The organism is Flavobacterium sp. H4147 (assembly GCF_029360735.1).
Taxonomy (GTDB): Bacteria; Bacteroidota; Bacteroidia; order Flavobacteriales; family Flavobacteriaceae; genus Flavobacterium; species Flavobacterium endoglycinae.
Window position 1 is genome coordinate 280,772 of record NZ_JARKNB010000005.1, and the last position, 24,934, is coordinate 305,705.

The following is a 24,934-nucleotide window of genomic DNA, read 5'->3' on the forward strand; positions in this document are numbered from 1 at the left end:
AATTAATTATTTGTTCAAATTTATAAATTTGCTCAATTCTGCTGTAAATATCTTTGCGCCTTTTACATTTAAATGGGACTGATCATAGAAATAAGAATTGTTTTTGTATCTCGTGTCTGTTGTATCGTAAACGAAAAATGCGTTATCAGAATGAGTCATAGATTTGATTCTATTTTCTAAAGCAGGATCATAAGTCCTGAAATTTGGCGCAAAACAATAAATAATCTTAATTTTACTTTGCTTGCAAATATCCTGAAATTCGAGAAATTCTTTTCTTTTACTTTCTAATTCTTTTTCTATTGGATATGGTTCTTTTTCGGCATTAAAAATTAAATCTCTTTTAGATAATTCTTCTTTTAACGGCATTGAACCACATGGCAGTAATGTATTTTCTTTTGCTAGTTTCTTTTTTGTAAAAGTTAAATAGCTTTTATTTATTCTTGCCAAACAGAAGAACCATGATAACCGACTTCTGTCATTTTGACTAATAAGTTCTTGATTAATATAGTTGTATTTTACCAAAGGATGAAGTCGGTCTACTCTAAAGGTAAGTGTTTTTTCGTCTATAAATTCATAGGGATTATCTACTGACAATATGATGATTTCAGGCTTCTTATTATATTTTAATAATGTTTTGAGTAAAAACACATGAAACTGAATATTCGATCCAATATAAGAAATGTTATAAGCGCTTTTACCCGTTTCTTTTTCAATTTGACCAGCTATAATATTATCAGCTCCTCGTGAGGATCCCATTACAATTATTTCTTTATTGATCTTTCCTTGTATAAGCTGTTCTAACCTTTTGTCTGTTTCCAGCTCTGGAGCTGTTGCCAAAAAGACATAAAATAATTTATCTATGGTAAAGAAGATTACACCAAATATTAGAATTCTAATTAAAAACTTTTTCATACTAAAATTGGAAATAAATAAATTCTTGTTCCTGAGTTCCGAAAAGAAAAATGACAATTAAAAGTACACTATAAAGCGTCCATCTAAAAATACGGTGATATTGAAACCCCATTTTTTCTAATGCATATTTGTTTCTTCGGCCAAGCCATTCCATAATCATGAATATGATTATTAATGAAATAACATCTCGTGGTCTTAAATCAGGAATTGAGAACAAGGATTTAGAAAAGATTCCAGATATATATTGAAATGCATGATGAATGTTATTGGCTCTAAAAAAAATCCATGCAAATACAGTTAACGCAAAAGTACACAGAACTAGAAAAATTTCTTTGAATGATGGCCAATTCGATTTGTAAGCAATTATTTCGAGATGATCTCTGTTTTTATTAAAGATGAGTAACGGTAAAAAATATATCGCATTGAGTAATCCCCAAATTATAAATGTCCAATTTGCTCCATGCCAAAAACCGCTGACAAGAAAAACGATAAAAGTATTTCTAATTTGAATCCATTTTCCTCCACGGCTTCCTCCAAGCGGAATGTATAAATAATCCTTGAACCATGTGGTTAAAGAAATGTGCCATCGTCTCCAAAATTCGGCTATATCTCTTGAGAAATATGGAAATGAGAAATTCTGCAGCAATTCAATTCCAAATAATCGGGATGCTCCTAATGCAATATCTGAATATCCAGAAAAATCTCCATAAATCTGAAAGGCAAAAAACACAGCTCCCATCACTAAAGTACTTCCTGAATAATGGGCTGAGTCGTTAAAAATCATATTGGCATAAACGGCACAATTATCTGCTATTACAATTTTCTTGAATAATCCCCAAAGAATTTGTCTTAATCCATCTGCTGCTTGATCATAGTTAAAAATTCTTTTCTTTTTTATTTGAGGCAGAAGATGTGTTGCACGTTCTATAGGTCCGGCTACTAACAAAGGGAAATAAGAAACAAAAACCGCATAATCGATAAAATTTTTCTCGGCATTGATTCTTTTTTTATAGATATCAATTACATATGATAAACCGTGAAAAGTATAAAAAGAAATTCCGATAGGCAAAATCACTTTTAATGACCACATATTGACTTGAAACCCAAAAACAGATATTAAGTCTTTTAGTGAGTCAGCAAAAAAATTGAAATATTTAAAAACTCCTAAAAATCCGAGATTGATTGTAATACTGAGCCAAAACCAAAATTTTCTTTCATTGGGATTATTGCTTTTCTCAATTTGTATTCCAGAAAAATAATCTAATAAAGTGGAAAAAATAAGGAGAAACACAAAACGCCAATCCCAGCAAGAATAAAAGAAATAACTTGAAACGAGTAAGAGAGCATTTTGAATTTTTAAATTTTTATTGGTTACAAACCAGTACAATATAAAAACGACAGGTAGAAATAAAGCAAAATTAAAGGAATTAAATAGCATTCTTGTTTCCTGTTTGGGTTAGTATTTAATACTGTTTAATGATTTGATTTTTAATATGGTCTCACGAGAAACCGGTTTTCTGAATTTTAAAATTTTTGGCAGATTTACAAAAACAGTAAAATTAGATTTTAAGAACAGAACAAAGCATTTTTTGTCTGTAAGTGCGTATTTTTTGAAATTATGAAACATTAGTTTCGCAATCTTCAAAAATGGATTAGGATAATAAACCAGATAATAGTAAGCGGCATTTTTGAGTTGCTTTTCAAATCTAAAATAATTTCGTCCCAGTGCAAGTCTTTGTTTTCTGTCGACTCTGTGGTTTACTATTATTTCGTTATTGTATACAATATCATATCCTAAATCGATGACTTCAATGGTAAGACAAGATTCTTCTCCGTAAATATCAATCCAGACTGGAAATCCTCGGGTTTCTTTGTACACTTTATTTTTAATAGCAAAACCACAACCAATAAAATCGTTGGTTATATATTTTTTATTTTCTGGTTCTCTAGCCTGCAAAGCTTCTCTATCATTTAAGAATATGCCTTTTATTTCCTGAAATGCAATTATTCCTGCTTTTGGATTTTCTAAAAAGGTGTTTTCAATTTTAAGAATGAAATCAGTATTTAAAAGATGTGCATCGTCATCCAATCCAATTAAAATTTCTCCTTTTGCTTTTGGGTACAATGCATTTCGTGCTGGAGAAGCTCCAATGCTTTTTTCTGTAAATGACCATTGAACCTGATCATATTTAGAAATTAATTCTTGTGTTTGAGGGCATCCATCGATAAAAACCAATATTTCATGTTGAGTCAAATCTAGTACATTTAGTAACTTATTTAGGGTTATTTCTAATTCTTTGGCTCTATTTTTTGTTACGATTACTATCGATAGTTTCATTATTTGGTATTGTTTTTTAGATGAAAGAACATCTGTATATAATTGAAGTATTTCTTCTTTCAACTTTTTTCTATTGTATTTATCGGCAATGAATTTTGTATTGTACTCCTGCGCTGTTTTTCTTAATTCTGTATTACTAACTGCACTTTCAATTAGTTTCGCAATTGCAGTCGTATCTAAAGGATCGTTTATTAAATAACCGTTAATACCTTTTTCCAAAACTTCTTCGGCAACTTTTCCAGGATTTGATTGTATAGGAAATGCTCCCATTCCCATGGCTTCTAATAAAACATTGGGCATACCATCAGAAATACTATTTGCTATGTGAATAATACTGTTTCCCATTAATTTTAGAAGTTCTGCATTTGAAATAAAACCATGACGATCAATGATTTTTATTTCAAAAGAGTTGAAATGTTCCGATTCTTCAATTCGTTTTTTTACAACGGTGTCTGTGCTGTACACTATTATTTTAAAGTTTTTAATTACGTCTACCGGAACTAGTTCTAAAGCCTCAATAATTTTCATTGCTTTTCCTATTCCGTCATCGTAGCCCTTAATTAAAATATTCTCTCTCTCATTTACATTTTTGATGAATTCTTTTTCGAGAGTAATTCCTCCGTTTCCCGGAAAAACTCCTAAAAAAGTATTTTTAAAATCGTTTTGCAAGGCGATTTCATAATCTCTTCGGCAATCTGTAATTAAATAATCCGTTCGCGTTAAAAATTGCTGCACTTCCTCTTTTGTCAATCCAAGCTGATTGTAAAAATATAAGTCGCTGCCCCAAGATGAATACATCAGTTTTATATTTGGATATTGCTCAATAACAGGTAATATAGGCAAACCGGCTAATTTCATTTCAAAGCAATGTACAATATCGGGCTGAAATTCATTTAAGGTTTTTTGAAAAACTTCCTGTACATTTCGTTCATTATATTTTTGGATAAAGCGATAAAGACTTGGAAATTTATTTTTAATCGTATGTCGAAAAGGATAATCAAAACGGAGTTTCCAGCCTTTTATCTGATTAACCCATTTTATTTTCTCCACTTTTGGACCTCCATCTGTTATGTCAAACCAGCATACTTCATGACCAGAATGTTCCAATTGGTTTACCCATTGAAAAAAATGATGATTTGGTATGGCCGTCATTAGTATTCTCATTTTACGACAACAAGATTTTTTGATAGGATGTATTAAATTTTTCTATTCCGAAATGTTTTTGTGCATATTCAAAACATTGTTTTGACAGCAAATTCCGTTCTTCAGAATTGTCAATAAGTTTTTCAATCGATTCACAAAAAGCAACAACCATTTTGTTTTCATCAGTTTCATGAATCAAAATACCATTAAAAGCAGAAGTGATATGCTCTCTAATTCCTTCTAAATTAGTTGAAACCGGTATTACACCATGTGACATTCCTTCCATGATTACCATAGGAAATCCTTCGTAAACAGATGGTGTGATTATAAAATTAAGAGCGGCATACAATTCGTCTAACTGTTCTTTATTTGTGATTTCGCCTAAAAATTCTACTCCGGCATTTGTAATTAAATCCAGATTGCTTTTCATTCCGGTTCCAGCCATTACAAATGATATAAAAGAATATTTTGACTTGATTTGTCTGGCTATTTCTAAGAAAACCTCAGGTCTTTTTTCAGCAGACCATCTGCCGATAAATCCAATGCGAATGTTAGGATTGTCTTTTGTTTTAAATTCAGAATTTGGCAATTCAATTCCGTTATGGATCACTTTTATCTTATCAGCATAAATAGCATCAATTTTATTTTTGATATAAAAATTGATGATATCATTTTTAGCGGCATCATTGATCACAATTCGATTATCGATGTATTTCGCTGAATATATTAAATCTGTTTCGCGTTCGTCATTTTCGGAGAAACTATGAAATAAATCGTTTCTTGAAATTTTCTCACTTATTTTGGATATTATTTTGTAGAAGTATATCGAATTGCATCCAAAAACGGTTTTACAATTAGCAGATTGATTAATGTTTTTGTAAATACTTTTCATTAGCCATTTGTTGACCAAATCGTTTTTTTTATTTAGAATAGGATTTATTTCTATGCATTCAGCATTTTCTGTAAACTCTTTATAAAAATTAGTGGTTGCTGAATGCACTGTAAAAATAACACAGACGTTTTTGGAACTAATGGCTTTTACAATGTTTAAATGTACTTTTTCTGCACCACCTGTTTTATAAAATGGGAAAAAGCATACTACTTCTGCGTTTTTAATCTTTTTAAGATCAAAGATTAAAAACTTCAAAAGATTCCAAACGGCAAGCAGGGAATAAACTATTTTTTTTACAGCTTTCTTCATTTTATGCTGTTTTGATTCTTTTATATCGCAATGCTTTTTTCTCAATACAATGCCATGACAGATAGCCAAATACTATTGAAAGAACTACTGATGAAAACAGTAAAGTATAGGTCTTCATCTTAAAAAAATACATTAAAGTCTGCTGTATTGGAAAACTGTAAATGTAAATTCCATAGGAAGCATCTCCTGCTTTTCCGAAATTATTTATGAATTTCAATGGTATAAAACCAACCAATAAAACTACTATTGGAAAAATGAAATGTTTCGTTTTTTCATAAATTCCAAAATACAAAGACAATAATAGAAGTAGTAATGACACTCCTAAAATCACTTCTTTATTTTTCAGATTCTGGAATTTCAATGTGGCCAAAACGCTTCCGGCAATAAAAAATGCTCCTAAATTTAAAACATGAACGCCTTGAAATCCAAACAATTCGGCATTTCCAAATCTGTTTAAACAAAAATTATAAAGAAAAACAAAAAGGATAAAAACAGCCGAAAGCATTATCATTTTTATTTTTCTATTATTTCTAAAAAAGAATAAAAATGCCAGAACGACATACAATGTAAATTCATACCGAATTGTCCATAAAGAACCATTTATAGCATGATACGGATTTTGATCGAAAACTCCTTTTATACCTGACTGAAATCCGTATAAAGTAAGATTGAAAGGCAGATAGGTATATACTTCTTTGTTTTTTAGAAAAGTAATATTTCCATTATAAACAAACGGAGCCAGAAGGACCGAAAAAAGCAAAACAAAAAATAAGGCTGGAAAAAGTCTTAAAAATCTCTTTTTGAAATATTCTTTCAGATTACTGCTTCTTTCAAGACTTTGGAATATAAAAAAACCGCTGATTATAAAAAAACCACTTAAGCCTATTTGGGCTAGAACAATTTGTCCATTGGTAATTTCATAAATCCATTGTTTGGTTTCATTGCTGCCAGACAATGGAAAAGAGTGAGACACAACTACCAGAAGTGCAAACAAAAAACGTAAAAAGTCGAAATTATTATTTTTGGTCATTAAAAGGCTGAATAATTCTAATTAAAACTTTTTAGGCTTGTTCGTTATAAATCCGATTAAATAAAAAAAGCGACGTATTATGTAATAAAAATCTATGAAGAAGTTTTTCAGCAAATTATACATTCCTACCAATAGTCCTTTTATGACATTAGCCAATGTAATATCTTGATGCCATAATTGATAATTACCTACTACATCATTTTTAAATCGAAAAAACAATTGCTTTTTTGTTCTTTTAATATCATAACAAAATATAGAGGGAACAAAGTCTATTTCGTAACCTTCTTTAATAACTCTGGTTGTCCATTCTTTATCTTCAAAGGTAGCAACATCTTCTTTAAAAGGAAATTTTTCCCAAACGGAACGACTAAATGCTGAGCCAGAAAATATCAATCCCGATTTATTAGAATCTGTTAGAACTGATACTTGATTTATGTAATTTTTATAATCGCTCGGATTATGCAGACAACGCAAACCTGCCAAATTAGGATTTTGATTGAATTTGTGCTGAATTAATTCAAAAAAATCATGACTTACAGGATATGAATGAGCACTAAAAATAACCACAATAGGATATTTTGCTTCTTGGGCGCATACATTTGCACTGCCCCCAAAACTGAAATTTTTAATGGTGACAAAACGGGCGTTGTATTTTTCAGCGATTTCTTTACTGTTATCTGTAGATTCATTATCGACTACTATGATTTCAGAAATACTTTTTAGATATCTTTCGGTTAGATTTTTCAACGCAAAATTAAGTGCGTCGGCCTGGTTTTTTGTTCTAATAACAACTGATATCATGTTACTTATTTTTTGCGCCAAATTTTCTTAAGCATTCTGTAAGGCTTACAAATTGCTTTAGCTATTTTGTATTCAATAGATTTCTTAATTTTTTTCTGATTTTTTTGAAGTGCATTTTGCTCATAAAAGAGTACCGTCATGCAATTATCAAAATCAGCTATATAACATTCGCGGTGTTTTTTAAAAATATATTCTTTAACCTCAGCTGCATGATTAGAAACCGTATTGACTAGCATTGATTTTTTAGCTTTTCGATAGTAAAACAAAAATTCAGGAATTATTTTATATTTTAATCCTGTTTTTGTTATGGCAATCCAAAACTCCCAGTCTTCAAACCCTTTTTTCATGCTTTCGTCATAACCGCCAACTTCTTCCCAGTTTTTTTTACGATATAGTGAAGTCGCTACCAATTGGTTTACATATAACAAATTGATGCATTCACTTCCTTGAGGTTTCAGTTCGTAAACGACATTTGTTTTCTCTTTTATAAAAAACTTACTGTAACTGGAAACGATTGCTAGTTCTGAATTTTGTTCTAATTCAGGAATTGTTTTACTTAAATATTCCTCATGTAAAATATCATCGGCATCAAGGGGCAAAATATATTTTCCTTTCGCTGATTTGATTCCAAAATTTCTAGCACTGCTTAATCCTCCGTTTTCTTTTTCTAGATAAATAAATCGTGAATCTTTTTGACTCCATTGCTGAACAATTTCAGAGACATTATCAGGACTGCCGTCATTTACAATGATACACTCCCACTCTGCATAAGTCTGGTCTAAAACCGACTGCAAGGATTCTTTAAGAAAATGCGCCTGTTTGTAACATGGAACAATTACTGAAACAAGAGGATTCATTTTTTAATTATTTTTTTTAGAAATCGTATCGGTTCAAAAATGGCATTTCCAATTTTAAAATCAATAGAGTTTTTATGTTTATTCTTGTTAGTTCTAAAAATAGAATTCTGTCTTAAAAGTTCAAGAGCGTAAAACTCAAAATGTTCTTCGAATAGTTCTTTATGTTTTAAAAATATATATTTTTTCAGATTGAAATCATGTTGGGCAGCAGCTTTTTGATCTCTTGATTGTGGTTTAATTCTGTACACAAACAAAGGCTCCTGAATAATATGCATTTTCCAATTATGTTTTAAAATGGCAATCCAAAATTCCCAATCTTCATAACCGTTTTTCATATTTTCATCGTAACCCGAAACCTGTTCCCAGCATTGTTTTCTAAATAATGAACTGGCAATACCATTATTTTTTACAATAAAATCTTTCACGACTCCTCCTAAAGGTTTTTTTATTTCCGTATCGATTCGATTATTGGTTAGCGTTTTTACCAAACAGCCTACTACCGCAATTTCTTGATTATGGTTTAAGATATCTATAGCTTTTTCAAGAAATGTGGGTTCGAAATAATCATCGGCATCAAGATTAAGAATATAATCTGTTTTGGCCAATTGAATAGCATTATTTCTTGCTTTACAAACTCCTTGATTTTCTTGATAAATAATAGTTACTTCATCATTTTTGATGTTTTCTAGAACTTTTTTAGTTTCCTGATTTGATCCATCATCAACAATAATAATTTTATCTGCTTTTACTGTTTGTTTCAAAACTGAATTGAGTGCCTGCATGATATACAAACCGTCATTATAACACGGAATTATTACAGTTACATTACTTTTTGCGCTCATTTGTTTATAGAGTAAATTTAATTTTGATAAAGAAATGGAAAAAGTTCTTTTCTTTTTCGGACTATCGGAAAATATTTAATTGTTAAGATCGAAAAAAGAAACTTTGGGTTTGGAAAAGTCAACTTTGCCCAATACCCAATATACTGAAGCAATGTTTTATTTTGCTTGAATTTTATAAGCCAGATCCATTTAAATAAATCATCAATAATGTAGAAATCGACATTATTATGACTGCACCAAATGGCTAGTTTTTCAAACATTTTAATTGTGTATTCTTTATATATATCCGATTGATCGAATACATTACTGTCATGAACACCTCTAATTGCCAAAGGTTTATCTATTATACCGGTTTCTAAACGAGATTTTATAGCCATTTTCCAGAAAATATCCGTGTCTTCGGCCACAACTAATTCTTTGTTGAACAAACCGGTTAGATTAAAAACTGATTTTTTAACTGTTAATCCGTCAATATGAAAATGTCCGCATTTACCATATAATAATGATTTAAAAAGTTCTTCCGGTTCAACTTTTCTTGTAACTGTATATAATTGATGCCTCTGAAGTTCTTCTTCGGTTGCTTCTCGATAAAAATGAAATCCTACTGCATTGTAAACGCCATCGCAATTACTATCTGCTTCAAACATTATTTTATCATTTACAAAACGATCGGCTAAATAAAAATCATCTGCATCTAAAAAAGCTATGTAATCACCTTCAGCTTTTTGTATTCCTAAATTTCTACTTGCTGAACGTCCTTGATTGGATTGATTGGGATGATGGTATATTTTTACAACTGGATATTTTTTTTGCAGCTCTTCCAAAATGTTTTGTGAACTATCTGTACTTCCATCGTTTACAATTACTATTTCAAAAACTTCAGGTTGTTGTACAGCAGAAAGTACTGCCTTTTCAATGAAACGCTCACAGTTGTAAACCGGAATAATTACAGATAAAAGAAAACTCATGTTTAGGTATTAAATTTTGCCCGATATATTCTTCTTATAAATTTTGCAAAAGAATAAAATAAACCGTTTTTTAACAAGCCTAAGGCAATTAAAAAACAAGTGTCAAAATCAAGTTGTTTTGTTTGTTTCGCTGCAATGCCTAATTCTAGAAGAAATATTTTTTTTTGTTCTAAAGTACATTCTGAAAGATGATTTTTGATGAACTTTTTATAAAACAAAAATTCTGATTTTTCTTTTTCTTCTAAATTATCTTCTCTTCCTGAAATATTATTGAAGGACAATCTAAAAAATACAACTGCATCATTTATCGTATAAATGGGTTTCTTATCTGAAAATTCGAGCCATGCCATGTCATCAGAATACCAAGCGAGCGGAAAGTCATTAAACCCAAATTTATTATAAACTTCTCTTGTAAAGATATACTCTGACAAGGAACTTCGGCTAAGCCATTGGTATTTTCTGTAATAAGAATCTGTTGGTTTTTCCCAAACCGGATGAGTATATATTTCTGACAGCGAATTTAATTCTTGTTTGATAATTTTTGAAGCATATCGAATTACATTCGACTTTTGATTAAAAGCTTCAAAATGTATATAAAATGATTCTACAACATTATCACTCAATACATCGTCGTCACCTAGAATCATTAGATATTTTTCATCATTAGTCAATTCAATACATCTTTGCCATTGTTTTACTAATGAGTTACCTCCAAAATTGGCTTCAAACCGATGATAAATAAAATCGAATTTTTGCTTGTATTTTTCTAACAAATACTTTGGATCTTCAGGGCTTGCATCGTCACCAATATAAACTCTAAAACGCTGATCTGTTTGAGAAGCCAGAGATTCTAAAGTTTCTTCAAAAAAAATAAGTTTGTAAAAAGGGATTATTATCGCAAGCATTATTTAAAAAACTGATTTAAAAATTTAAAATGAAACTTGCTTTTCGGCTTTAGCCAAATTAGTTGAAACCAAAGCGATAATGCTTCTTTTTTCATTTTGTGACTCAACAAATCAAGAATGAATTTACTTCCATTTTTAAATTCATTTTTTTTCATATCGGTATTTGAAAAATTGATCGGAAGTATTTCTTTGTATAATTTATGCAGACGAATAGTCGAACTATACCAATCTTTATTTAAGGTTCCTAATGAATAATGCTCTAACAGGATTTCTTTTGTGGTAACAACTTTATATCCTTTTTTCTGGTATTCAAATGAAAAGTTCAAATCGTAATTATGAAACCCTTTTAATTCTGTACTGAAAGTTATTTCAGCATCTTTTCTTGCAGCCATAAATACACCGTCTATTGCAGCTACACTAGTTGTATTATTTTCAGTTAATCCTTTCTGCCAATGTTCTTCTATTTTATCTGAAAAATGTTGAATGATATTTATTTGAAGATTTTCGTCATTACAATCCCACCAAGCCGAAGGCATTTTGGTTTTTATTTTTGCTCCCGCAACACCAACAAGTCCAATTTTTGAATCGGATTCGAAAATATTTTCAATTACATTTCCCCAATTTTGCGTATGAAAAAAAATATCGTCGTGAATAAAGCATAAATAATTTCCATTGCTTTGAGAGATGCCATAATTATAGGCTTCAAAAATTGAATAGCTATTGAGAGAATTGTCAACAATAATTAATTCATATTCTGTACCGATAGTTTTATCTATATTTTCGGCCAGCTCATGTTTTATTTTTTTTTCTCTACTGCAAATAATTATGGAAATCAAAATTTAAATTTCTTTTTTATCCTTTTTAAAAATAATTTCGGGTTCTTACTATAAAAATTGATTTTTTTGATTGTTACAAAAACGAAATTGCGTGAAACGAAAGCATTATGATAACTCGCTTCTATCTGTTTATAATGTTCTGTAACAACTTTTATCTGTTTATCGATAATAATTTTTTTAACATTTTCATCTTTAATGTATCCAATCATACAGGAGTACATTTTAACATTGTTATTAGCAATATCTATATTTGACATTTTGGATATTACACCAACATTGTATCGGTAAACTGCCATTTTTTCTTCTAAATATTTCAACTTACCATATTGAGCAAGAATTATATAAAGAAAATAATCTCCTATTGGAGTTAATTGAAATTCAAAAGGAAGTTCTGCAATAACATTTCTAAAAACTACCGAAGGAGTATGTATGTAATTACCTAATCTTGCAAGGGTTTCTATTGTTTCATAATCTTTTGGCACATTTGTAATAAAATCATCTACAATAGTTCCATCATTTTTTAAAATACTGATAGGATGAAAAGACAAAACATATTCCGGATTTGCTTCCAAGAAATCAACTTGTTTTTGAAGTTTTAACGGATCTGTCCAATAATCGTCTCCTTCACAAAGTGCAACATATTTTCCAGAACATTGATTAAAAGCAAAAGTCCCATTTGCCTGCATACCAATATTTTGTTTATGTCTGAAATATTTAATTTTATCTCCTTTCGGATGGTTTTTTTTTATTTCTTCAATAATTTCTTGAGTATTATCTGGAGAACAGTCGTCGGATATGATTAATTCATAATCGAAACTAGTTTCCTGCATTAAAACTCCTTCTATAGCCTGTTTGATAAACCTTTCATGTTTATAGGTTATCATATCAACTGAGACGGTATATTGTGGATTGGTATACATTAATAAAAAACTACTATTTACTGTGTATTTATAATCTGAGAATCAATAAAACCATTCTTTCTAACAAAAACGAGTTCTACCAGCCATAAAACTTTTAAGTCAAAAGGTCTATTTAAATCGGTTATTTCAAATAATCTGTAACCGTTTTCATCCATATAATTTATTAGTTTTAGAAAACTATTGTCAAATGATTTATTAACTACTCCAGCTTCTACCATGAATATTTCAGTTTGTCCAAAATAATTGCTAGACCCTTTTAAAACTTCTATATCCAATCCTTCTGCATCAATTTTAATAATATCTGGAACAGGAAATTTGCTTTCAAAAAGTAGTTCATTTATAGTTGTTACTGGTATCTCAATTTGTTTAAATCCAAATTTGGCAGCTTCTTCTGTAGTATATCTAAAAGAACAGCTGTCATCTCGATCGACAATAGTAAAAAGAAAAGAGCCTTTTTTTTCACCTGCACCCACAGGATAAAACTGAACTTGAGAATTTGTTTTTAAAATATCATTAAAAGATTCTTTTAACCATTCTTGAGGCTCTAAAAGTGTATAATATGCCTTTGGAAAATGTTTCAAAGCTTCACGTGTCCACGTTCCTCGATTTGCTCCAACATCGACTATATGCTTAGGCTGAAAATTAAATCTCTTTAAAGTATCATAAAAATTAAACAATAAATAATCTTTATCATTATGATATGAAGGAATATTATTAGCAGTATTTATTTTCGTTAAATTATATCCTAGTTTCTTAAATAGTGACTTGAATATTTGTTTAATTTTTTTCTTCATTTTTTTACTAATTGTTCTCGATTGACCATTCAAATTTTGGTTTTATAAAACCAGGTTCTCTACCCATCCAAGAACCTATTGGTCTTTCTCCTTCCTGAATAATAAATGACATGATATCTTTTTCAATGAAAAGTGCAGACGCTGCATTCTCAATAACATAAAAACTTAAGTAATAAGTTCCAATGTTTAAGAATCCTTTTGGGAGGGAGCACTTTATTTTATTTAATCCTTCTTTTAATGTCAAACCATTGTTAATATGAGAAAAGGTAAAAAGTGGTTCTCCTGTATCGTTATTCAGAACAAATGTCACATGCAGTTTTTTTGAACTATCTTTTAACGTAAATAAAGTATTTATTTCAATTTCTTGATATTCGTCTAATGGTTCTTCAAATAATTTGTCTACTGCATTTAAACTAATTTCATGAAGCGTAAAATCTTTTTTATCATATTCAGAAGAGAATACTTTTCTATTCATAGCTTCAGAATCCTGACTTAAATAATAGTTAACCGCATTTTCGACATTCCCTGTCATAGCAACTTTACCATTAACTAAAACTAGACCTTTGGTACACAAACTTTTTACCGCTGCCATATTATGACTCACAAATAAAACTGTTCTACCACCCTGCTTCGAAATATCCTGCATTTTACCTATTGCTTTTTTCTGAAATTCAGCATCTCCAACAGCTAGAACTTCATCAATAACCAAAATTTCAGGTTCCAAAAAGGCTGCGACAGCAAAAGCGAGACGAACTGTCATTCCAGAGCTATATCTTTTTACAGGAGTGTCGATATAACGTTCACAGCCAGAAAATTCAATAATTTCTTTTAATTTTGAGGTAATTTCTTTTTTTGTCATCCCCAAAATAGCGCCATTAATATATATATTTTCACGGCCAGTCATTTCGCCATGAAAACCCGTTCCAACTTCTAAAAGAGAAGCGATGCGTCCTCGTGATTTTATACTTCCTGTAGTAGGCGTTGTTACTTTAGAAAGAATTTTTAAAAGTGTAGATTTTCCTGCTCCGTTTTTGCCAATTATACCTAAAACTTCGCCACGTTCTACTTCAAAATTAATATCCTCTAAAGCCCAAACATAATCAGATATACCTTTAACCGATCGATCATTAGTATCTCCGATTTTTAAATAAGGATCTTCTTTTCCTCTTATTTTATGCCATAATCTGTTTAAATCATGACTTAAAGTACCGGTTCCTACTTCTCCCAAACGGTATTGTTTAGAAATATTTTCAGCCTTTAAAATTATGTCTTTCAATTTAGAATTATTTATAAGTAGTGATTTGAGATTTTAAATCTTTAAAGAATAAGTCTTGATTAAACTGTATCAATAAATGTTTTTTCGGTTTTATTAAAAATTAATATGCCTCCAAAAAACACTCCAGCTGTTACAATGAATGTATAGATTAATCCTAAAGGTGAAATTTGTCCTATGCCAAGCAGCATATAGCGTGTTGTTTCAATTATATATGCCAGTGGGTTATATTCTACAATCCAGCCGTATTTAGGCAGTTTTGTTTTAATTAATTCCATAGGATACATTACAGCAGATAAATACATTAACAACTGAATTCCAAAACCAACTAAATAAACAAGATCTCTATATTTTGTTACTGTAGAAGAAATTAACATCCCTAATCCCAAACCTAGAACTCCCATTACTATAATTAAAAAGGGAAAAAATAGAAGAGTAATATTTAAACTTAAATCTGCACCTTGAGCATAGTAATAAATATAAAATACAATAAAAATGAAAAATTGGATTCCAAACTTAATAAGATTAGAAATTACAACTGAAATAGGTGTAATCAATCTTGGAAAATATACTTTTCCAAATATTCCTGCATTAGCTTTAAACGTATCTGAAGTACCATTTAAACAAGAGGTAAAATAATTCCAAACTGTAATTCCTGCCAAATTGAATAAAAAAGGTGGAACAGACCCTGTATTAATACCCGCAACATTATTAAAAATGATTGTAAATGTTATTGAAGTAAATAAAGGTTGGATTAGATACCAAAGGGGTCCTAAAACGGTTTGTTTATAAACTGTAATAACATCACGTTTTACGAATAGGAACAATAAATCTCTGTATTGCCAAACCTCTTTAAGATTCAGGTAGAAAAATTTATTTTTGGGTGTTATTTCAAACAGCCAGTCATTTGACGAATTTGTATTGTTCATTCTAATTAAATTATGTTTGAATTTAAAATCCAAAACCTTATCCTTCTAAATTAACAGGATTTTTACTCTTTCAAATACTTCTTAAAATGCAAAAAAGGCGTTTTGAAAAAACACCTTTTTTATTATTCATTTATAATTTTAAATCATTTATCTCTAGAAGATTATTTATCCAAAACTTCAAAAGCAGAATTCATACTTTTAAATTCAGGGACAATTTTTTTCATCTTTGCCACAATATCTTCATTATCATAAAAATCAGCTATACCAATCAGTTCGTCAATATCGGTATGCAGATCTTCATATCCATCTTGTATTTCCTGAGCAATCATAATTTTATTGTGATAAGTTGGCAACGTTTTAGAAGTATCATTTAACAATTCTTCATAAAGTTTTTCACCAGGTCTGAGTCCAACAATTTTAATTTTGATTTCCTTATCAGGAATAAAACCAGCCAGTTTAATCATTTTCTTGGCAAGATCAATAATCTTAACTGGTTTACCCATATCAAATATGTAAATCTCTCCACCGTTACCCATTGCACCTGCTTCTAAAACCAGTTGACAAGCTTCTGGAATCGTCATAAAATAACGAATAATATCTTGATGTGTTATGGTTACAGGTCCTCCTTCAGCTATTTGTTTAGTAAATAAAGGAACAACAGATCCATTTGAACCTAGTACATTTCCAAAACGCGTTGTAATGAACTTTGTTACGCCAGGTATATTTTCTTTTTGATTTTTTAAGAATAAAGACTGTACATACTTTTCGGCTATACGCTTGCTTGCTCCCATCACGTTACTAGGATTCACAGCTTTATCTGTCGAAACCATTACAAATTTCTTAACATGATACTTACAAGCTAAATCTGCTAAATTTTTTGTCCCTTTTATATTAGTCAAAATAGCTTGTGATGGATTTTCTTCCATCAAAGGAACATGCTTATAAGCCGCAGCATGAAAAACTACATGTGGATTGTAGTTTTTAAATACTTTTTCTAATGCTTTTTTGCTTTTTATATCAGTTATTACAGCCACAATTTTAGCTGTTGAGTTCATACTCAAAGTTTCTAGACAAAGATTATGCAAAGGAGTTTCTGCATGATCTAAAATGATAACGGTTTTTGGATTAAAACCCAGTACCTGTCTTACGATTTCACTTCCTATAGAACCTGCTGCACCTGTAATAAGAATGGTTTTATCTTTTAATTGTTTCGAAATTGACTTACTATCTAATACAATTGGTTTTCTTTCTAGTAAATCTTCAATTTGAATATTTTTTACTTTTTGAGAAATCTCTTTTTGATTTTCCCAGTCAGAAATCAAAGGAACCGTGTAAACCCTGTAATTAAATTCAAGACATTGATCAACTATAATTAATTGCTCATCTTTTGTTAAACTTTTATCGGCTATGATTACTCCTTCTGCAGCTACAGAACGCATTAGAGCTGGTAGTTTTTTTCGTAATATCAAAATAGGCAAATCCAGCATTCGCTTAGAGGCATTTTGATTGTTCTTATCTACGAAACCAACAATTTTAAATCGTGATGGTGTTTCAAATTTTAATGCATTAGCTACAGAAATGGCATTGGCGTCAGTTCCGTAAATAACTGTCCTAATAAGTTTTGAATTCGTTTTTTCAGAAAAGTATAATTCGAAAGTTTGTTTTACAATTACACGATACAGAAACAATCCACAGAAAGAAAGCACTAAATTGATAAAAAGTGCCGTATTAAGAAATGCTTTGTGTCCAGAATATAACTCAAAAACTAAATTGAAAAATAAAAAAAACACTAAAACTGACATTTGAGAAAACAACAGTTTTATGGCATCTATATATGAGGAGTGCCTGATAATTCCCGAGTAAGTCCTAAAAAGCCAAAAGAAAAATACATTGACAATTATTAAACTCGCAACAAAATAAAAGTCATGAGAAATAATAATATAACCCAATGCTGTTCCTTCAAACAACATATATGTAAAGGTGAAGGAAAAAATAAGCACCATTATATCAATACCAACAATTATCCATCTAGGTAGATAACTTAGGTTATTAATATTAGCCCTTAAATTCCTTGGCGAAAAGGAATTGTACAACAAAGATGCTAATTTGGTTGATTTATCTGTATCCAATTTGGTTTAGTGTTAGTTTTAAAAACTTGTATAATAAACAAAAATACGAATTAAAGAATTCAAAAAAGTATTTTCAAGGAAAATTAAACTCCTATATTATTTTTCTTTTGTTTTAAAAATTCAATTAAGTACGATCCATATCCAGATTTTACCAATGGTAATGCTAAATCTTCCAGTTGTTTATCATTTATAAATCCTTGTCTCCAAGCTATTTCTTCAATACATCCAACTTTTAATCCTTGTCTTTCTTCAAGAACCTGAACAAATTGTCCAGCCTGCATCAAACTATTAAATGTACCTGTGTCAAGCCATGCAGTTCCTCGGCTTAATATACCCACTTTTAATTTTTTTCTTTCTAAATATATTTTATTTACATCGGTAATTTCATATTCACCACGAGCACTTGGCTTAATGTTTTTTGCAATTTCGACTACAGAATTATCGTAAAAATACAATCCTGGCACTGCAAAATGAGATTTAGGATTTTCTGGCTTTTCTTCAATAGAAATGGCGTTTAAATTTTCATCAAATTCAACTACTCCATAACGTTCTGGATCTGAAACGTGATAGGCAAAAACTACTCCTCCTTGAGGTTTAGTATTTGATTTCAATAATTCCTGCATATTAGATCCGAAAAATATATTATCTCCCAGAATTAGTGCAACATCATCGTCTCCAATAAATTCTTCTCCAATTACAAAGGCTTGTGCCAAACCATTAGGAACAGCTTGTTCTGCATAACTAAATTTGCATCCTAGACTAGAACCGTCACCTAATAATTTTTTAAAATTTGGTAAATCATGCGGAGTTGAAATGATTAATATTTCATTGATTCCAGACATCATCAAAGTTGACAATGGATAATAAATCATAGGTTTATCATATACTGGCATCATTTGTTTACTCATAGCTAATGTCAACGGGTGTAAACGTGTGCCAGAACCTCCTGCTAAAATTATTCCTTTCATAATATTTTTTAATTTTTAAAGATTATTCGAAATCAGTTTATACAAACATTTTTTTCAAACTCTCTTTATAATAAGGAACATCCAAATTATAAATTAATTTTATTTTTTCTTTGTTTAGTAATGAAAACTTAGGGCGTTTTGCTGGTGTAGGATATTCTGAAGTTGGTATTCCTTCAATATTACACTTGTATCCTCCAAATTCTTTTATTGCCAACGCAAATTCATACCAACTTATTTCTCCTTCATTTGAAAAGTTATATATTCCTGGAATCCATTCAGCTGACTCAAATATAGTTACCATCGCCTGTGCTAAATCAGCGGCATATGTAGGTGATCCAATCTGATCATTTACTACATTAAGTTCATCTCTTTGGTCCATTAATCTTTGCATGGTTTTAACAAAATTGTTTCCATATTTACTGTACACCCATGAGGTTCTTATAATAATTGAATCTGGATTTTGCTGCATACATGCAATTTCACCAGCCAATTTACTTTCGCCATAAACATTAATGGGATTTGTTTCAGCTTTTTCATCTAAAGCAGTTGAAGATGAACCATCAAAAACATAATCTGTTGAAACATGTATTAATTTCACATTATTTTCTGCTGTATAGCGTGCTATTACTTCAACAGCAAGATGATTAATTTTAAAAGCCAATTCTTTGTCTGTTTCTGCTTTATCAACTGCTGTATAAGCCCCTCCATTTAAGATAATGTCAGGTTGAATTTCATTCAATTGATTATTCAGAAGTTTTAAATCATCTAAAGTGATTTTAGTTCTATCTGCAAATATCCACTGATATTTTGGGTACTGTGCGGATAATTCAGCTAATTCAGAGCCTAATTGTCCTGTTGATCCCGTTACAAGAATTTTTTTCATTAAAAGAGACTATTACAGTTTTCTATAAAAGGAAGAATTTGGTCTTTTTCAGAAACTATAGCATCTTTCAAATCCATTCCCCAATCAATATTTAAGGAAAGATCATCATACTTAATTCCACCTTCTGAAGCTTTGTTATAAAATTGATCGCATTTATACATAACAGATGCAGTCTCACTTATTACTGAAAATCCATGGGCAAATCCTTGTGGAACTAATAATTGCTTTTTGTTTTCTGATGAAAGTAAAATACTAAAAGATTTTCCGTAAGTAGGTGAATCTTTTCTTAGATCTACAGCAACATCAATAATTTCACCTTCTAAAACTCGTACTAATTTGGTTTGAGCAAAAGGAGGATTTTGATAATGTAATCCTCTCAAAGTTCCATATTTAGAAAATGATTGATTATCTTGAACAAAATCAATATTAATTCCTAGATCTTCAAATTTTGTTTTACTATAAGATTCAAAAAAATATCCTCTTTCATCTCCAAAAACGGTAGGTTCAATAATTACTAAATCTTTTATAAATGTTTCTTCAATTTTCATATGAAATATACTCTACTTTTTTGTTTATTTATTAAAAAAGGTTTTAACCACATTTCCAATTCTATCTTTATCTTCATCTGTGAGATTGGATCCTGAAGGAAGGCAAAGACCACATTCAAACAATTTTTCAGATACTTTATTACCATAATAGGGATATTTCTCAAAAACTGGTTGTAAATGCATGGGTTTCCAAATGGGTCTTGTTTCTATATCTTTTTCTTCAAAAGCTTTCATAAGATTATAATTACTGTATTTAGCTTGATCAGAATTTACCACAATTGTAGTTAACCAATAATTAGAAAAGTAATCTTCACTTTTAGTTTCAAAGAGTTCAACCTCTTGAATGGATTTAAACAGATTTTTATAAAAAGAATGATTATTTCTTCTTGCTGTGATATTTCCTTCGAGTGTTTTTATTTGTCCTAGTCCAATACCTGCACAAATATTACTCATTCTGTAATTATAACCTATTTCGCTATGTTGATAATGAATCGCATTATCTTTTGATTGTGTGGCATAAAAAATAGCTTTTTGTTTTAATTCATTAGAATTAGACACTAGAGCCCCGCCGCTTGATGTTGTTATTATTTTATTACCATTAAATGAAAATATTCCAAAATGACCAAATGTTCCGCATTTTTTTCCTTTGTAACTACTCCCTAATGCCTCTGCACTATCTTCTATAACAGGAATTTCATAACGATCTGCGATAGCATGAATTTCATCTATCTTATAAGGCATTCCATATAAATGAACTGCTATTATTGCTTTGGGCTTTCTTCCTTTTTTTAATCTGTCTTTTATTGCAATTTCAAGATTATCTGGACAAATATTCCAAGTTTCATTTTCACTATCAACGAAAATTGGTGTAGCTCCCTGATACAAAATAGGATTTGCACAAGCAGAAAATGTTAAACTTTGACAAATCACTTCATCTCCAGCTTTTACTCCTAACAATATTAATGCTAAATGAATAGCAGATGTTCCAGAATTTAATGCGGTAACCAGTGAATCTTTTCCGAAATAGTTCTGAAGTTCAACTTCAAAATCATTTACATTAGGTCCTCCGGAAGTGATCCAATTAGACTTCAGTGCTTTTTCAACATATTCCATTTCAAAACCACTTTGCTTTGATAATGATAAATATATTCTACTCATTTAAATTCCAATAATCAGATGGATATCGAGCATCATCTTCTTTTACATTAGCTAATGGCAAAGTAGAAAACGATATTAATTTTGAGTTTTTTTCTAATGATTCAATGGCATTAGCATAGCCCGCAGGAACATGAACGATCTTACTATCAAATTCAGATACAACTACCGTTTCAATGGTCAAATCTTTTGATGGCTTTTCCCAATTATCAATTTTCACAAAATGAATTTTAAAAGAACCACTAACGCAATAAAAATTTTTCGAATCTAATTTATGTCCTTGCCAGGCACGTATTGGATTTTCATCAGAATTACTAATTATATAAAATCTCTCAATATCTTTAAAATTAAAATCATTTACATAAGAAATAGTTCCTCTATGATCAGAAAAATTCCCTCCTTCTATTACTTTCGGATTCATACTGTTACTCTTAAATTATTTTTATTGATTAAATAAAATTTTATTGAGTATATCAAAAGCAGTGGAATAATGACAATAGGAAACAGTATAAAATCATTTACTTTCTGATACAGAAATATCACTAAAATTGACACTCCAATTTGCACCACTGCATAATAAAGCGAAACTAATCGATGCTGTATTTTATATTCATTACTCAGAATCTGGTATAAATGCAGACGATGTGCTTCAAAAATATTTTGTTTCAAATACAAACGATGTAAGATTGTACAAACAGCATCAACTCCATAAACGGCTAAAAATAAAAGCCAAATTAGAGAACTTGTTGATAGAATAAGCTTTAAAATCAAATAAATAATCCAAAATGCAATTGCAATACTTCCTACATCTCCTGCAAAACATTTAGCCTTTTTTCTATAATTAAAAAATAGGAAAACTAAGCTAGCAATCATTCCATATTTTATAAAAGAACCATCAATAAACAATTGAACTTTTGTATTTACATAGAGTAATGCCGCAAGAACAGTTAAAGTATAAAGTCCTGTTATTCCATTTATTCCATCCATGAAATTATACGCATTGATAAGCCCGATAGCCAAAATATAAGCAACAACCACTCCCCATATTTCTACGGAAAGAAACAATCCCAAATCATAAAAAATTAAAGTTATCGCAAGGAAATGCATAGCAATACGAATTTTATTTGACAAACTCCGAATGTCATCCCAAAAGCTTATTAAACTCACTAGTGTTATTCCTGTAAAAAAGAAATAATTGTTTTCAATATGCTGCACAAAATATAGTAAAGAAGAAAACCAGAAAATAATTCCTCCTCCTCTTAAAGTTATTTCGGTGTGCGAACTTCTTTGATTGGGTTTATCAATAATATTGAAATGATCTGCCACTTTGAAATAAAGAAGCATCAATATCATTAAAATCAATGCCAATATTGTATACTGCATTCCTTATTTATTTAAATTTATTTCCACTCAACATCTTTTATTTCATCATAAACTTTTTGGATTCCTTGTTCTAAAGTTGTTCTTGCCTTCCATCCAAAACTATTTAATTTAGAAACATCCATTAATTTTCGTGGAGTACCGTCAGGTTTAGAAGTATCTGTTACAATATCTCCTTGGTATCCTACAACTTTCTTCACTAAAACTGCCAAGTCCAAAATTGAAATATCTTCACCAACTCCTATATTCACCAATCCTGAATCATTATAATTTTCCATTAAAAACAGACAAGCTTCAGCTAAATCATCTGCGTGCAGAAATTCTCTTTTAGGACTTCCTGTTCCCCATATAGTAACAGATGAATCACCATTACGTTTTGCAGTAATAAATTTTCGAAGCATTGCTGGAAGAACATGTGAATTATTGAGATCATAATTATCATTAGGACCGTATAAATTTGTTGGCATAACTGAGATGAAATTACATCCAAATTGATCTCTATAAGCGTCACACATCTTAATCCCTGCAATTTTAGCAATTGCATAAGGCTCATTTGTAGGTTCCAATTCACCTGTAAGCATATATTCCTCTTTTAATGGTTGAGGAGCCATTTTTGGATAAATACATGAAGAGCCTAAAAACATTAATTTTTTAACATTATTTAAATATGCCTGATGAATCACATTATTCTGTATCATTAGGTTTTCATATATAAAATCCCCTCTGTAAGTATTATTTGCAATGATCCCACCAACTTTTGCTGCTGCTAAAAAAACATAATCTGGTTTTTCTTGTGTAAAGAAATCTGCCACAGCTTGTTGATTTTTCAAATCAAGTTCAGATGAAGTTTTCAAAATAAAATTTGTAAATCCTTGAGCTTTTAATTTTCTTAAGATAGCAGAACCTACCATTCCACGATGTCCGGCTACATATATTTTATCATTTAATCTCATAGTGAATTTCTTCTATTTAAGATGTTTTTAAACTTAGTATTTAGCAATTGATCTTGCTTCGTTTAACATTTTTTCTCTTTGAACATATGCAATATCAGATGCCATCATTTCTTTTACTAAACCTGCTAAATCATATTGAGGAACCCAACCTAATTTAGTCTTTGATTTTGTTGGATCTCCAATAAGTAAATCCACTTCAGTTGGGCGGAAATATTGAGGATCAACAGCGATAATTTGTTTACCAATTTCAATCTGATAAGAAGGATGATTACAAGAAGCGACATACCCTTTTTCGTTTACTCCCTCTCCTCTAAATTCTATTTCTATACCGACTTCTGCGAAAGACATTTTCACAAAATCACGTACATAGGTAGTTTCTCCCATTGCAATAACATAATCTTCTGCAACATCCTGCTGTAGAATTCTCCACATTGCTTCTACATAATCTTTGGCATGTCCCCAATCACGTTGTGCATCTAAATTTCCTAGATACAAACAGTCTTGCTCTCCTAAAGCTATAGCCGCTGTCGCCATAGTAATTTTTCGAGTAACAAAAGTTTCTCCTCTACGTGGCGATTCGTGATTAAATAAAATTCCATTACAAGCATACATATTATATGCTTCGCGATAGTTTTTAGTAATCCAAAATCCATAAATTTTAGCTACCCCATATGGAGAACGTGGATAAAACGGAGAGTTTTCATCATAAAATCCTTTCTCATTTTTATTTTCTGCAAGTCCTCCATACAATTCAGATGTTGACGCTTGATAGATACGTGTTTTATTTTCCAATCCTAAAATACGAACTGCTTCTAAAATTCTTAATGTACCAATACCATCAACATTTGCAACATACTCTGGCGAGTCAAAAGAAACTTTTACATGACTCATTGCTCCTAAATTGTATATTTCATCTGGTTGAATCTCTTGAATAATTCTAATAATATTTGTAGAATCTGTTAAATCACCATAATGCAGTTTAAAATTCACATGGCTTTCATGCTGATCCTGATATATGTGATCAATACGTTGTGTATTAAAAGAAGAAGCTCTTCTTTTAACACCATGAACCATATATCCCTTCTCTAATAGTAATTCTGCCAAGTATGAACCGTCTTGTCCAGTGATACCTGTTATAAGTGCTACTTTCATATATTTTATATTGTAAA

The 24,934-nt window shown here is 30.3% G+C and carries 24 protein-coding genes; all 24 read right to left on the bottom strand.

Annotated features, from left to right (window positions below):
• Window positions 1–6 precede the first annotated feature (6 nt).
• Entirely contained in the window at window positions 7–912 is a 906-nt protein-coding gene (locus P2W75_RS21600) for a hypothetical protein (protein WP_276382045.1), read from the bottom strand.
• Window position 913: 1 nt separating this feature from the next.
• Entirely contained in the window at window positions 914–2,350 is a 1,437-nt protein-coding gene (locus P2W75_RS21605) for an MBOAT family protein (protein ID WP_276382046.1), read from the bottom strand.
• Window positions 2,351–2,368: 18 nt separating this feature from the next.
• A complete protein-coding gene (locus P2W75_RS21610; RefSeq protein WP_276382047.1) occupies window positions 2,369–4,402 on the bottom strand; it encodes a glycosyltransferase in 2,034 nt (677 codons plus the stop codon).
• 13 nt (window positions 4,403–4,415) lie between these two features.
• On the bottom strand, window positions 4,416–5,594 hold the full coding sequence (locus P2W75_RS21615) for a glycosyltransferase family 4 protein (protein ID WP_276382048.1): 1,179 nt from the start codon (window positions 5,592–5,594) through the stop codon (window positions 4,416–4,418).
• Window position 5,595: 1 nt separating this feature from the next.
• Window positions 5,596–6,624, bottom strand: a complete 1,029-nt coding sequence (locus tag P2W75_RS21620; RefSeq protein ID WP_276382049.1) for an acyltransferase — start codon at window positions 6,622–6,624, stop codon at window positions 5,596–5,598.
• Window positions 6,625–6,645: 21 nt separating this feature from the next.
• The gene (locus tag P2W75_RS21625) at window positions 6,646–7,425 is read right to left on the bottom strand and encodes a glycosyltransferase (protein WP_276382050.1); all 780 of its coding nucleotides are present in this window, start codon (window positions 7,423–7,425) and stop codon (window positions 6,646–6,648) included.
• A 5-nt stretch (window positions 7,426–7,430) separates the two neighbouring features.
• Window positions 7,431–8,282 carry a glycosyltransferase family A protein gene (locus tag P2W75_RS21630; protein ID WP_276382051.1) on the bottom strand — a complete coding sequence of 284 codons (852 nt, stop codon included), beginning with the start codon at window positions 8,280–8,282 and terminating at the stop codon, window positions 7,431–7,433.
• Complete coding sequence (locus tag P2W75_RS21635) at window positions 8,279–9,124, bottom strand: glycosyltransferase family 2 protein (protein ID WP_276382052.1); 846 nt, start codon at window positions 9,122–9,124, stop codon at window positions 8,279–8,281. The genes P2W75_RS21630 and P2W75_RS21635 overlap by 4 nt, the downstream gene beginning before the upstream one ends.
• A gap of 17 nt (window positions 9,125–9,141) precedes the next feature.
• Window positions 9,142–10,092: a glycosyltransferase family 2 protein gene (locus tag P2W75_RS21640; RefSeq protein ID WP_276382053.1), complete on the bottom strand. Its 951-nt coding sequence runs from the start codon at window positions 10,090–10,092 to the stop codon at window positions 9,142–9,144.
• A 2-nt stretch (window positions 10,093–10,094) separates the two neighbouring features.
• On the bottom strand, window positions 10,095–10,997 hold the full coding sequence (locus P2W75_RS21645) for a glycosyltransferase family 2 protein (protein ID WP_276382054.1): 903 nt from the start codon (window positions 10,995–10,997) through the stop codon (window positions 10,095–10,097).
• Window positions 10,997–11,833: a glycosyltransferase gene (locus P2W75_RS21650; RefSeq protein WP_276382055.1), complete on the bottom strand. Its 837-nt coding sequence runs from the start codon at window positions 11,831–11,833 to the stop codon at window positions 10,997–10,999. Before P2W75_RS21650 ends, P2W75_RS21645 begins: the two co-directional genes overlap by 1 nt.
• The gene (locus tag P2W75_RS21655; protein WP_276382056.1) at window positions 11,830–12,753 is read right to left on the bottom strand and encodes a glycosyltransferase; all 924 of its coding nucleotides are present in this window, start codon (window positions 12,751–12,753) and stop codon (window positions 11,830–11,832) included. The genes P2W75_RS21650 and P2W75_RS21655 overlap by 4 nt, the downstream gene beginning before the upstream one ends.
• 17 nt (window positions 12,754–12,770) lie before the next feature.
• Window positions 12,771–13,547: an FkbM family methyltransferase gene (locus tag P2W75_RS21660; RefSeq protein WP_276382057.1), complete on the bottom strand. Its 777-nt coding sequence runs from the start codon at window positions 13,545–13,547 to the stop codon at window positions 12,771–12,773.
• 7 nt (window positions 13,548–13,554) lie between these two features.
• Complete coding sequence (locus P2W75_RS21665) at window positions 13,555–14,823, bottom strand: ABC transporter ATP-binding protein (protein ID WP_276382058.1); 1,269 nt, start codon at window positions 14,821–14,823, stop codon at window positions 13,555–13,557.
• 59 nt (window positions 14,824–14,882) lie between these two features.
• A complete protein-coding gene (locus P2W75_RS21670) occupies window positions 14,883–15,749 on the bottom strand; it encodes an ABC transporter permease (RefSeq protein ID WP_276382059.1) in 867 nt (288 codons plus the stop codon).
• 161 nt (window positions 15,750–15,910) lie between these two features.
• Window positions 15,911–17,878, bottom strand: a complete 1,968-nt coding sequence (locus tag P2W75_RS21675) for a nucleoside-diphosphate sugar epimerase/dehydratase (protein WP_207294706.1) — start codon at window positions 17,876–17,878, stop codon at window positions 15,911–15,913.
• Window positions 17,879–17,961: 83 nt separating this feature from the next.
• Entirely contained in the window at window positions 17,962–18,846 is an 885-nt protein-coding gene (gene rfbA / locus P2W75_RS21680; protein ID WP_207294705.1) for a glucose-1-phosphate thymidylyltransferase RfbA, read from the bottom strand.
• Window positions 18,847–18,883: 37 nt separating this feature from the next.
• A complete protein-coding gene (gene rfbD / locus P2W75_RS21685; protein WP_207294704.1) occupies window positions 18,884–19,729 on the bottom strand; it encodes a dTDP-4-dehydrorhamnose reductase in 846 nt (281 codons plus the stop codon).
• Window positions 19,729–20,277 (bottom strand): dTDP-4-dehydrorhamnose 3,5-epimerase, encoded by a 549-nt coding sequence (gene rfbC, locus P2W75_RS21690; RefSeq protein WP_207294703.1) that lies wholly within the window; start codon window positions 20,275–20,277, stop codon window positions 19,729–19,731. Before rfbC ends, rfbD begins: the two co-directional genes overlap by 1 nt.
• A 24-nt stretch (window positions 20,278–20,301) precedes the next feature.
• Window positions 20,302–21,435, bottom strand: coding sequence for a DegT/DnrJ/EryC1/StrS aminotransferase family protein (locus tag P2W75_RS21695; protein WP_276382060.1), 1,134 nt, complete (start codon window positions 21,433–21,435; stop codon window positions 20,302–20,304).
• Window positions 21,428–21,853, bottom strand: a complete 426-nt coding sequence (locus tag P2W75_RS21700; protein ID WP_276382061.1) for a WxcM-like domain-containing protein — start codon at window positions 21,851–21,853, stop codon at window positions 21,428–21,430. The genes P2W75_RS21695 and P2W75_RS21700 overlap by 8 nt, the downstream gene beginning before the upstream one ends.
• The gene (locus P2W75_RS21705; protein WP_276382062.1) at window positions 21,850–22,815 is read right to left on the bottom strand and encodes a glycosyltransferase family 4 protein; all 966 of its coding nucleotides are present in this window, start codon (window positions 22,813–22,815) and stop codon (window positions 21,850–21,852) included. Before P2W75_RS21705 ends, P2W75_RS21700 begins: the two co-directional genes overlap by 4 nt.
• A gap of 17 nt (window positions 22,816–22,832) precedes the next feature.
• Complete coding sequence (locus P2W75_RS21710; protein WP_276382063.1) at window positions 22,833–23,765, bottom strand: GDP-L-fucose synthase; 933 nt, start codon at window positions 23,763–23,765, stop codon at window positions 22,833–22,835.
• Between the two features lie 33 nt (window positions 23,766–23,798).
• The gene (gmd, locus tag P2W75_RS21715; protein WP_276382064.1) at window positions 23,799–24,917 is read right to left on the bottom strand and encodes a GDP-mannose 4,6-dehydratase; all 1,119 of its coding nucleotides are present in this window, start codon (window positions 24,915–24,917) and stop codon (window positions 23,799–23,801) included.
• Window positions 24,918–24,934: the final 17 nt, after the last annotated feature.

What these genes read in the sequence shown, in the direction of transcription:
- P2W75_RS21600 (WP_276382045.1), bottom strand. Translation starts at nt 912, where the DNA reads ATGAAAAAGTTTTTAATTAGAATTCTAATATTTGGTGTAATCTTCTTT.
- P2W75_RS21605 (WP_276382046.1), bottom strand. Translation starts at nt 2,350, where the DNA reads ATGCTATTTAATTCCTTTAATTTTGCTTTATTTCTACCTGTCGTTTTT.
- P2W75_RS21610 (WP_276382047.1), bottom strand. Translation starts at nt 4,402, where the DNA reads ATGACGGCCATACCAAATCATCATTTTTTTCAATGGGTAAACCAATTG.
- P2W75_RS21615 (WP_276382048.1), bottom strand. Translation starts at nt 5,594, where the DNA reads ATGAAGAAAGCTGTAAAAAAAATAGTTTATTCCCTGCTTGCCGTTTGG.
- P2W75_RS21620 (WP_276382049.1), bottom strand. Translation starts at nt 6,624, where the DNA reads ATGACCAAAAATAATAATTTCGACTTTTTACGTTTTTTGTTTGCACTT.
- P2W75_RS21625 (WP_276382050.1), bottom strand. Translation starts at nt 7,425, where the DNA reads ATGATATCAGTTGTTATTAGAACAAAAAACCAGGCCGACGCACTTAAT.
- P2W75_RS21630 (WP_276382051.1), bottom strand. Translation starts at nt 8,282, where the DNA reads ATGAATCCTCTTGTTTCAGTAATTGTTCCATGTTACAAACAGGCGCAT.
- P2W75_RS21635 (WP_276382052.1), bottom strand. Translation starts at nt 9,124, where the DNA reads ATGAGCGCAAAAAGTAATGTAACTGTAATAATTCCGTGTTATAATGAC.
- P2W75_RS21640 (WP_276382053.1), bottom strand. Translation starts at nt 10,092, where the DNA reads ATGAGTTTTCTTTTATCTGTAATTATTCCGGTTTACAACTGTGAGCGT.
- P2W75_RS21645 (WP_276382054.1), bottom strand. Translation starts at nt 10,997, where the DNA reads ATGCTTGCGATAATAATCCCTTTTTACAAACTTATTTTTTTTGAAGAA.
- P2W75_RS21655 (WP_276382056.1), bottom strand. Translation starts at nt 12,753, where the DNA reads ATGTATACCAATCCACAATATACCGTCTCAGTTGATATGATAACCTAT.
- P2W75_RS21660 (WP_276382057.1), bottom strand. Translation starts at nt 13,547, where the DNA reads ATGAAGAAAAAAATTAAACAAATATTCAAGTCACTATTTAAGAAACTA.
- P2W75_RS21670 (WP_276382059.1), bottom strand. Translation starts at nt 15,749, where the DNA reads ATGAACAATACAAATTCGTCAAATGACTGGCTGTTTGAAATAACACCC.
- rfbA (WP_207294705.1), bottom strand. Translation starts at nt 18,846, where the DNA reads ATGAAAGGAATAATTTTAGCAGGAGGTTCTGGCACACGTTTACACCCG.
- rfbD (WP_207294704.1), bottom strand. Translation starts at nt 19,729, where the DNA reads ATGAAAAAAATTCTTGTAACGGGATCAACAGGACAATTAGGCTCTGAA.
- rfbC (WP_207294703.1), bottom strand. Translation starts at nt 20,277, where the DNA reads ATGAAAATTGAAGAAACATTTATAAAAGATTTAGTAATTATTGAACCT.
- P2W75_RS21695 (WP_276382060.1), bottom strand. Translation starts at nt 21,435, where the DNA reads ATGAGTAGAATATATTTATCATTATCAAAGCAAAGTGGTTTTGAAATG.
- P2W75_RS21700 (WP_276382061.1), bottom strand. Translation starts at nt 21,853, where the DNA reads ATGAATCCGAAAGTAATAGAAGGAGGGAATTTTTCTGATCATAGAGGA.
- P2W75_RS21705 (WP_276382062.1), bottom strand. Translation starts at nt 22,815, where the DNA reads ATGCAGTATACAATATTGGCATTGATTTTAATGATATTGATGCTTCTT.
- P2W75_RS21710 (WP_276382063.1), bottom strand. Translation starts at nt 23,765, where the DNA reads ATGAGATTAAATGATAAAATATATGTAGCCGGACATCGTGGAATGGTA.
- gmd (WP_276382064.1), bottom strand. Translation starts at nt 24,917, where the DNA reads ATGAAAGTAGCACTTATAACAGGTATCACTGGACAAGACGGTTCATAC.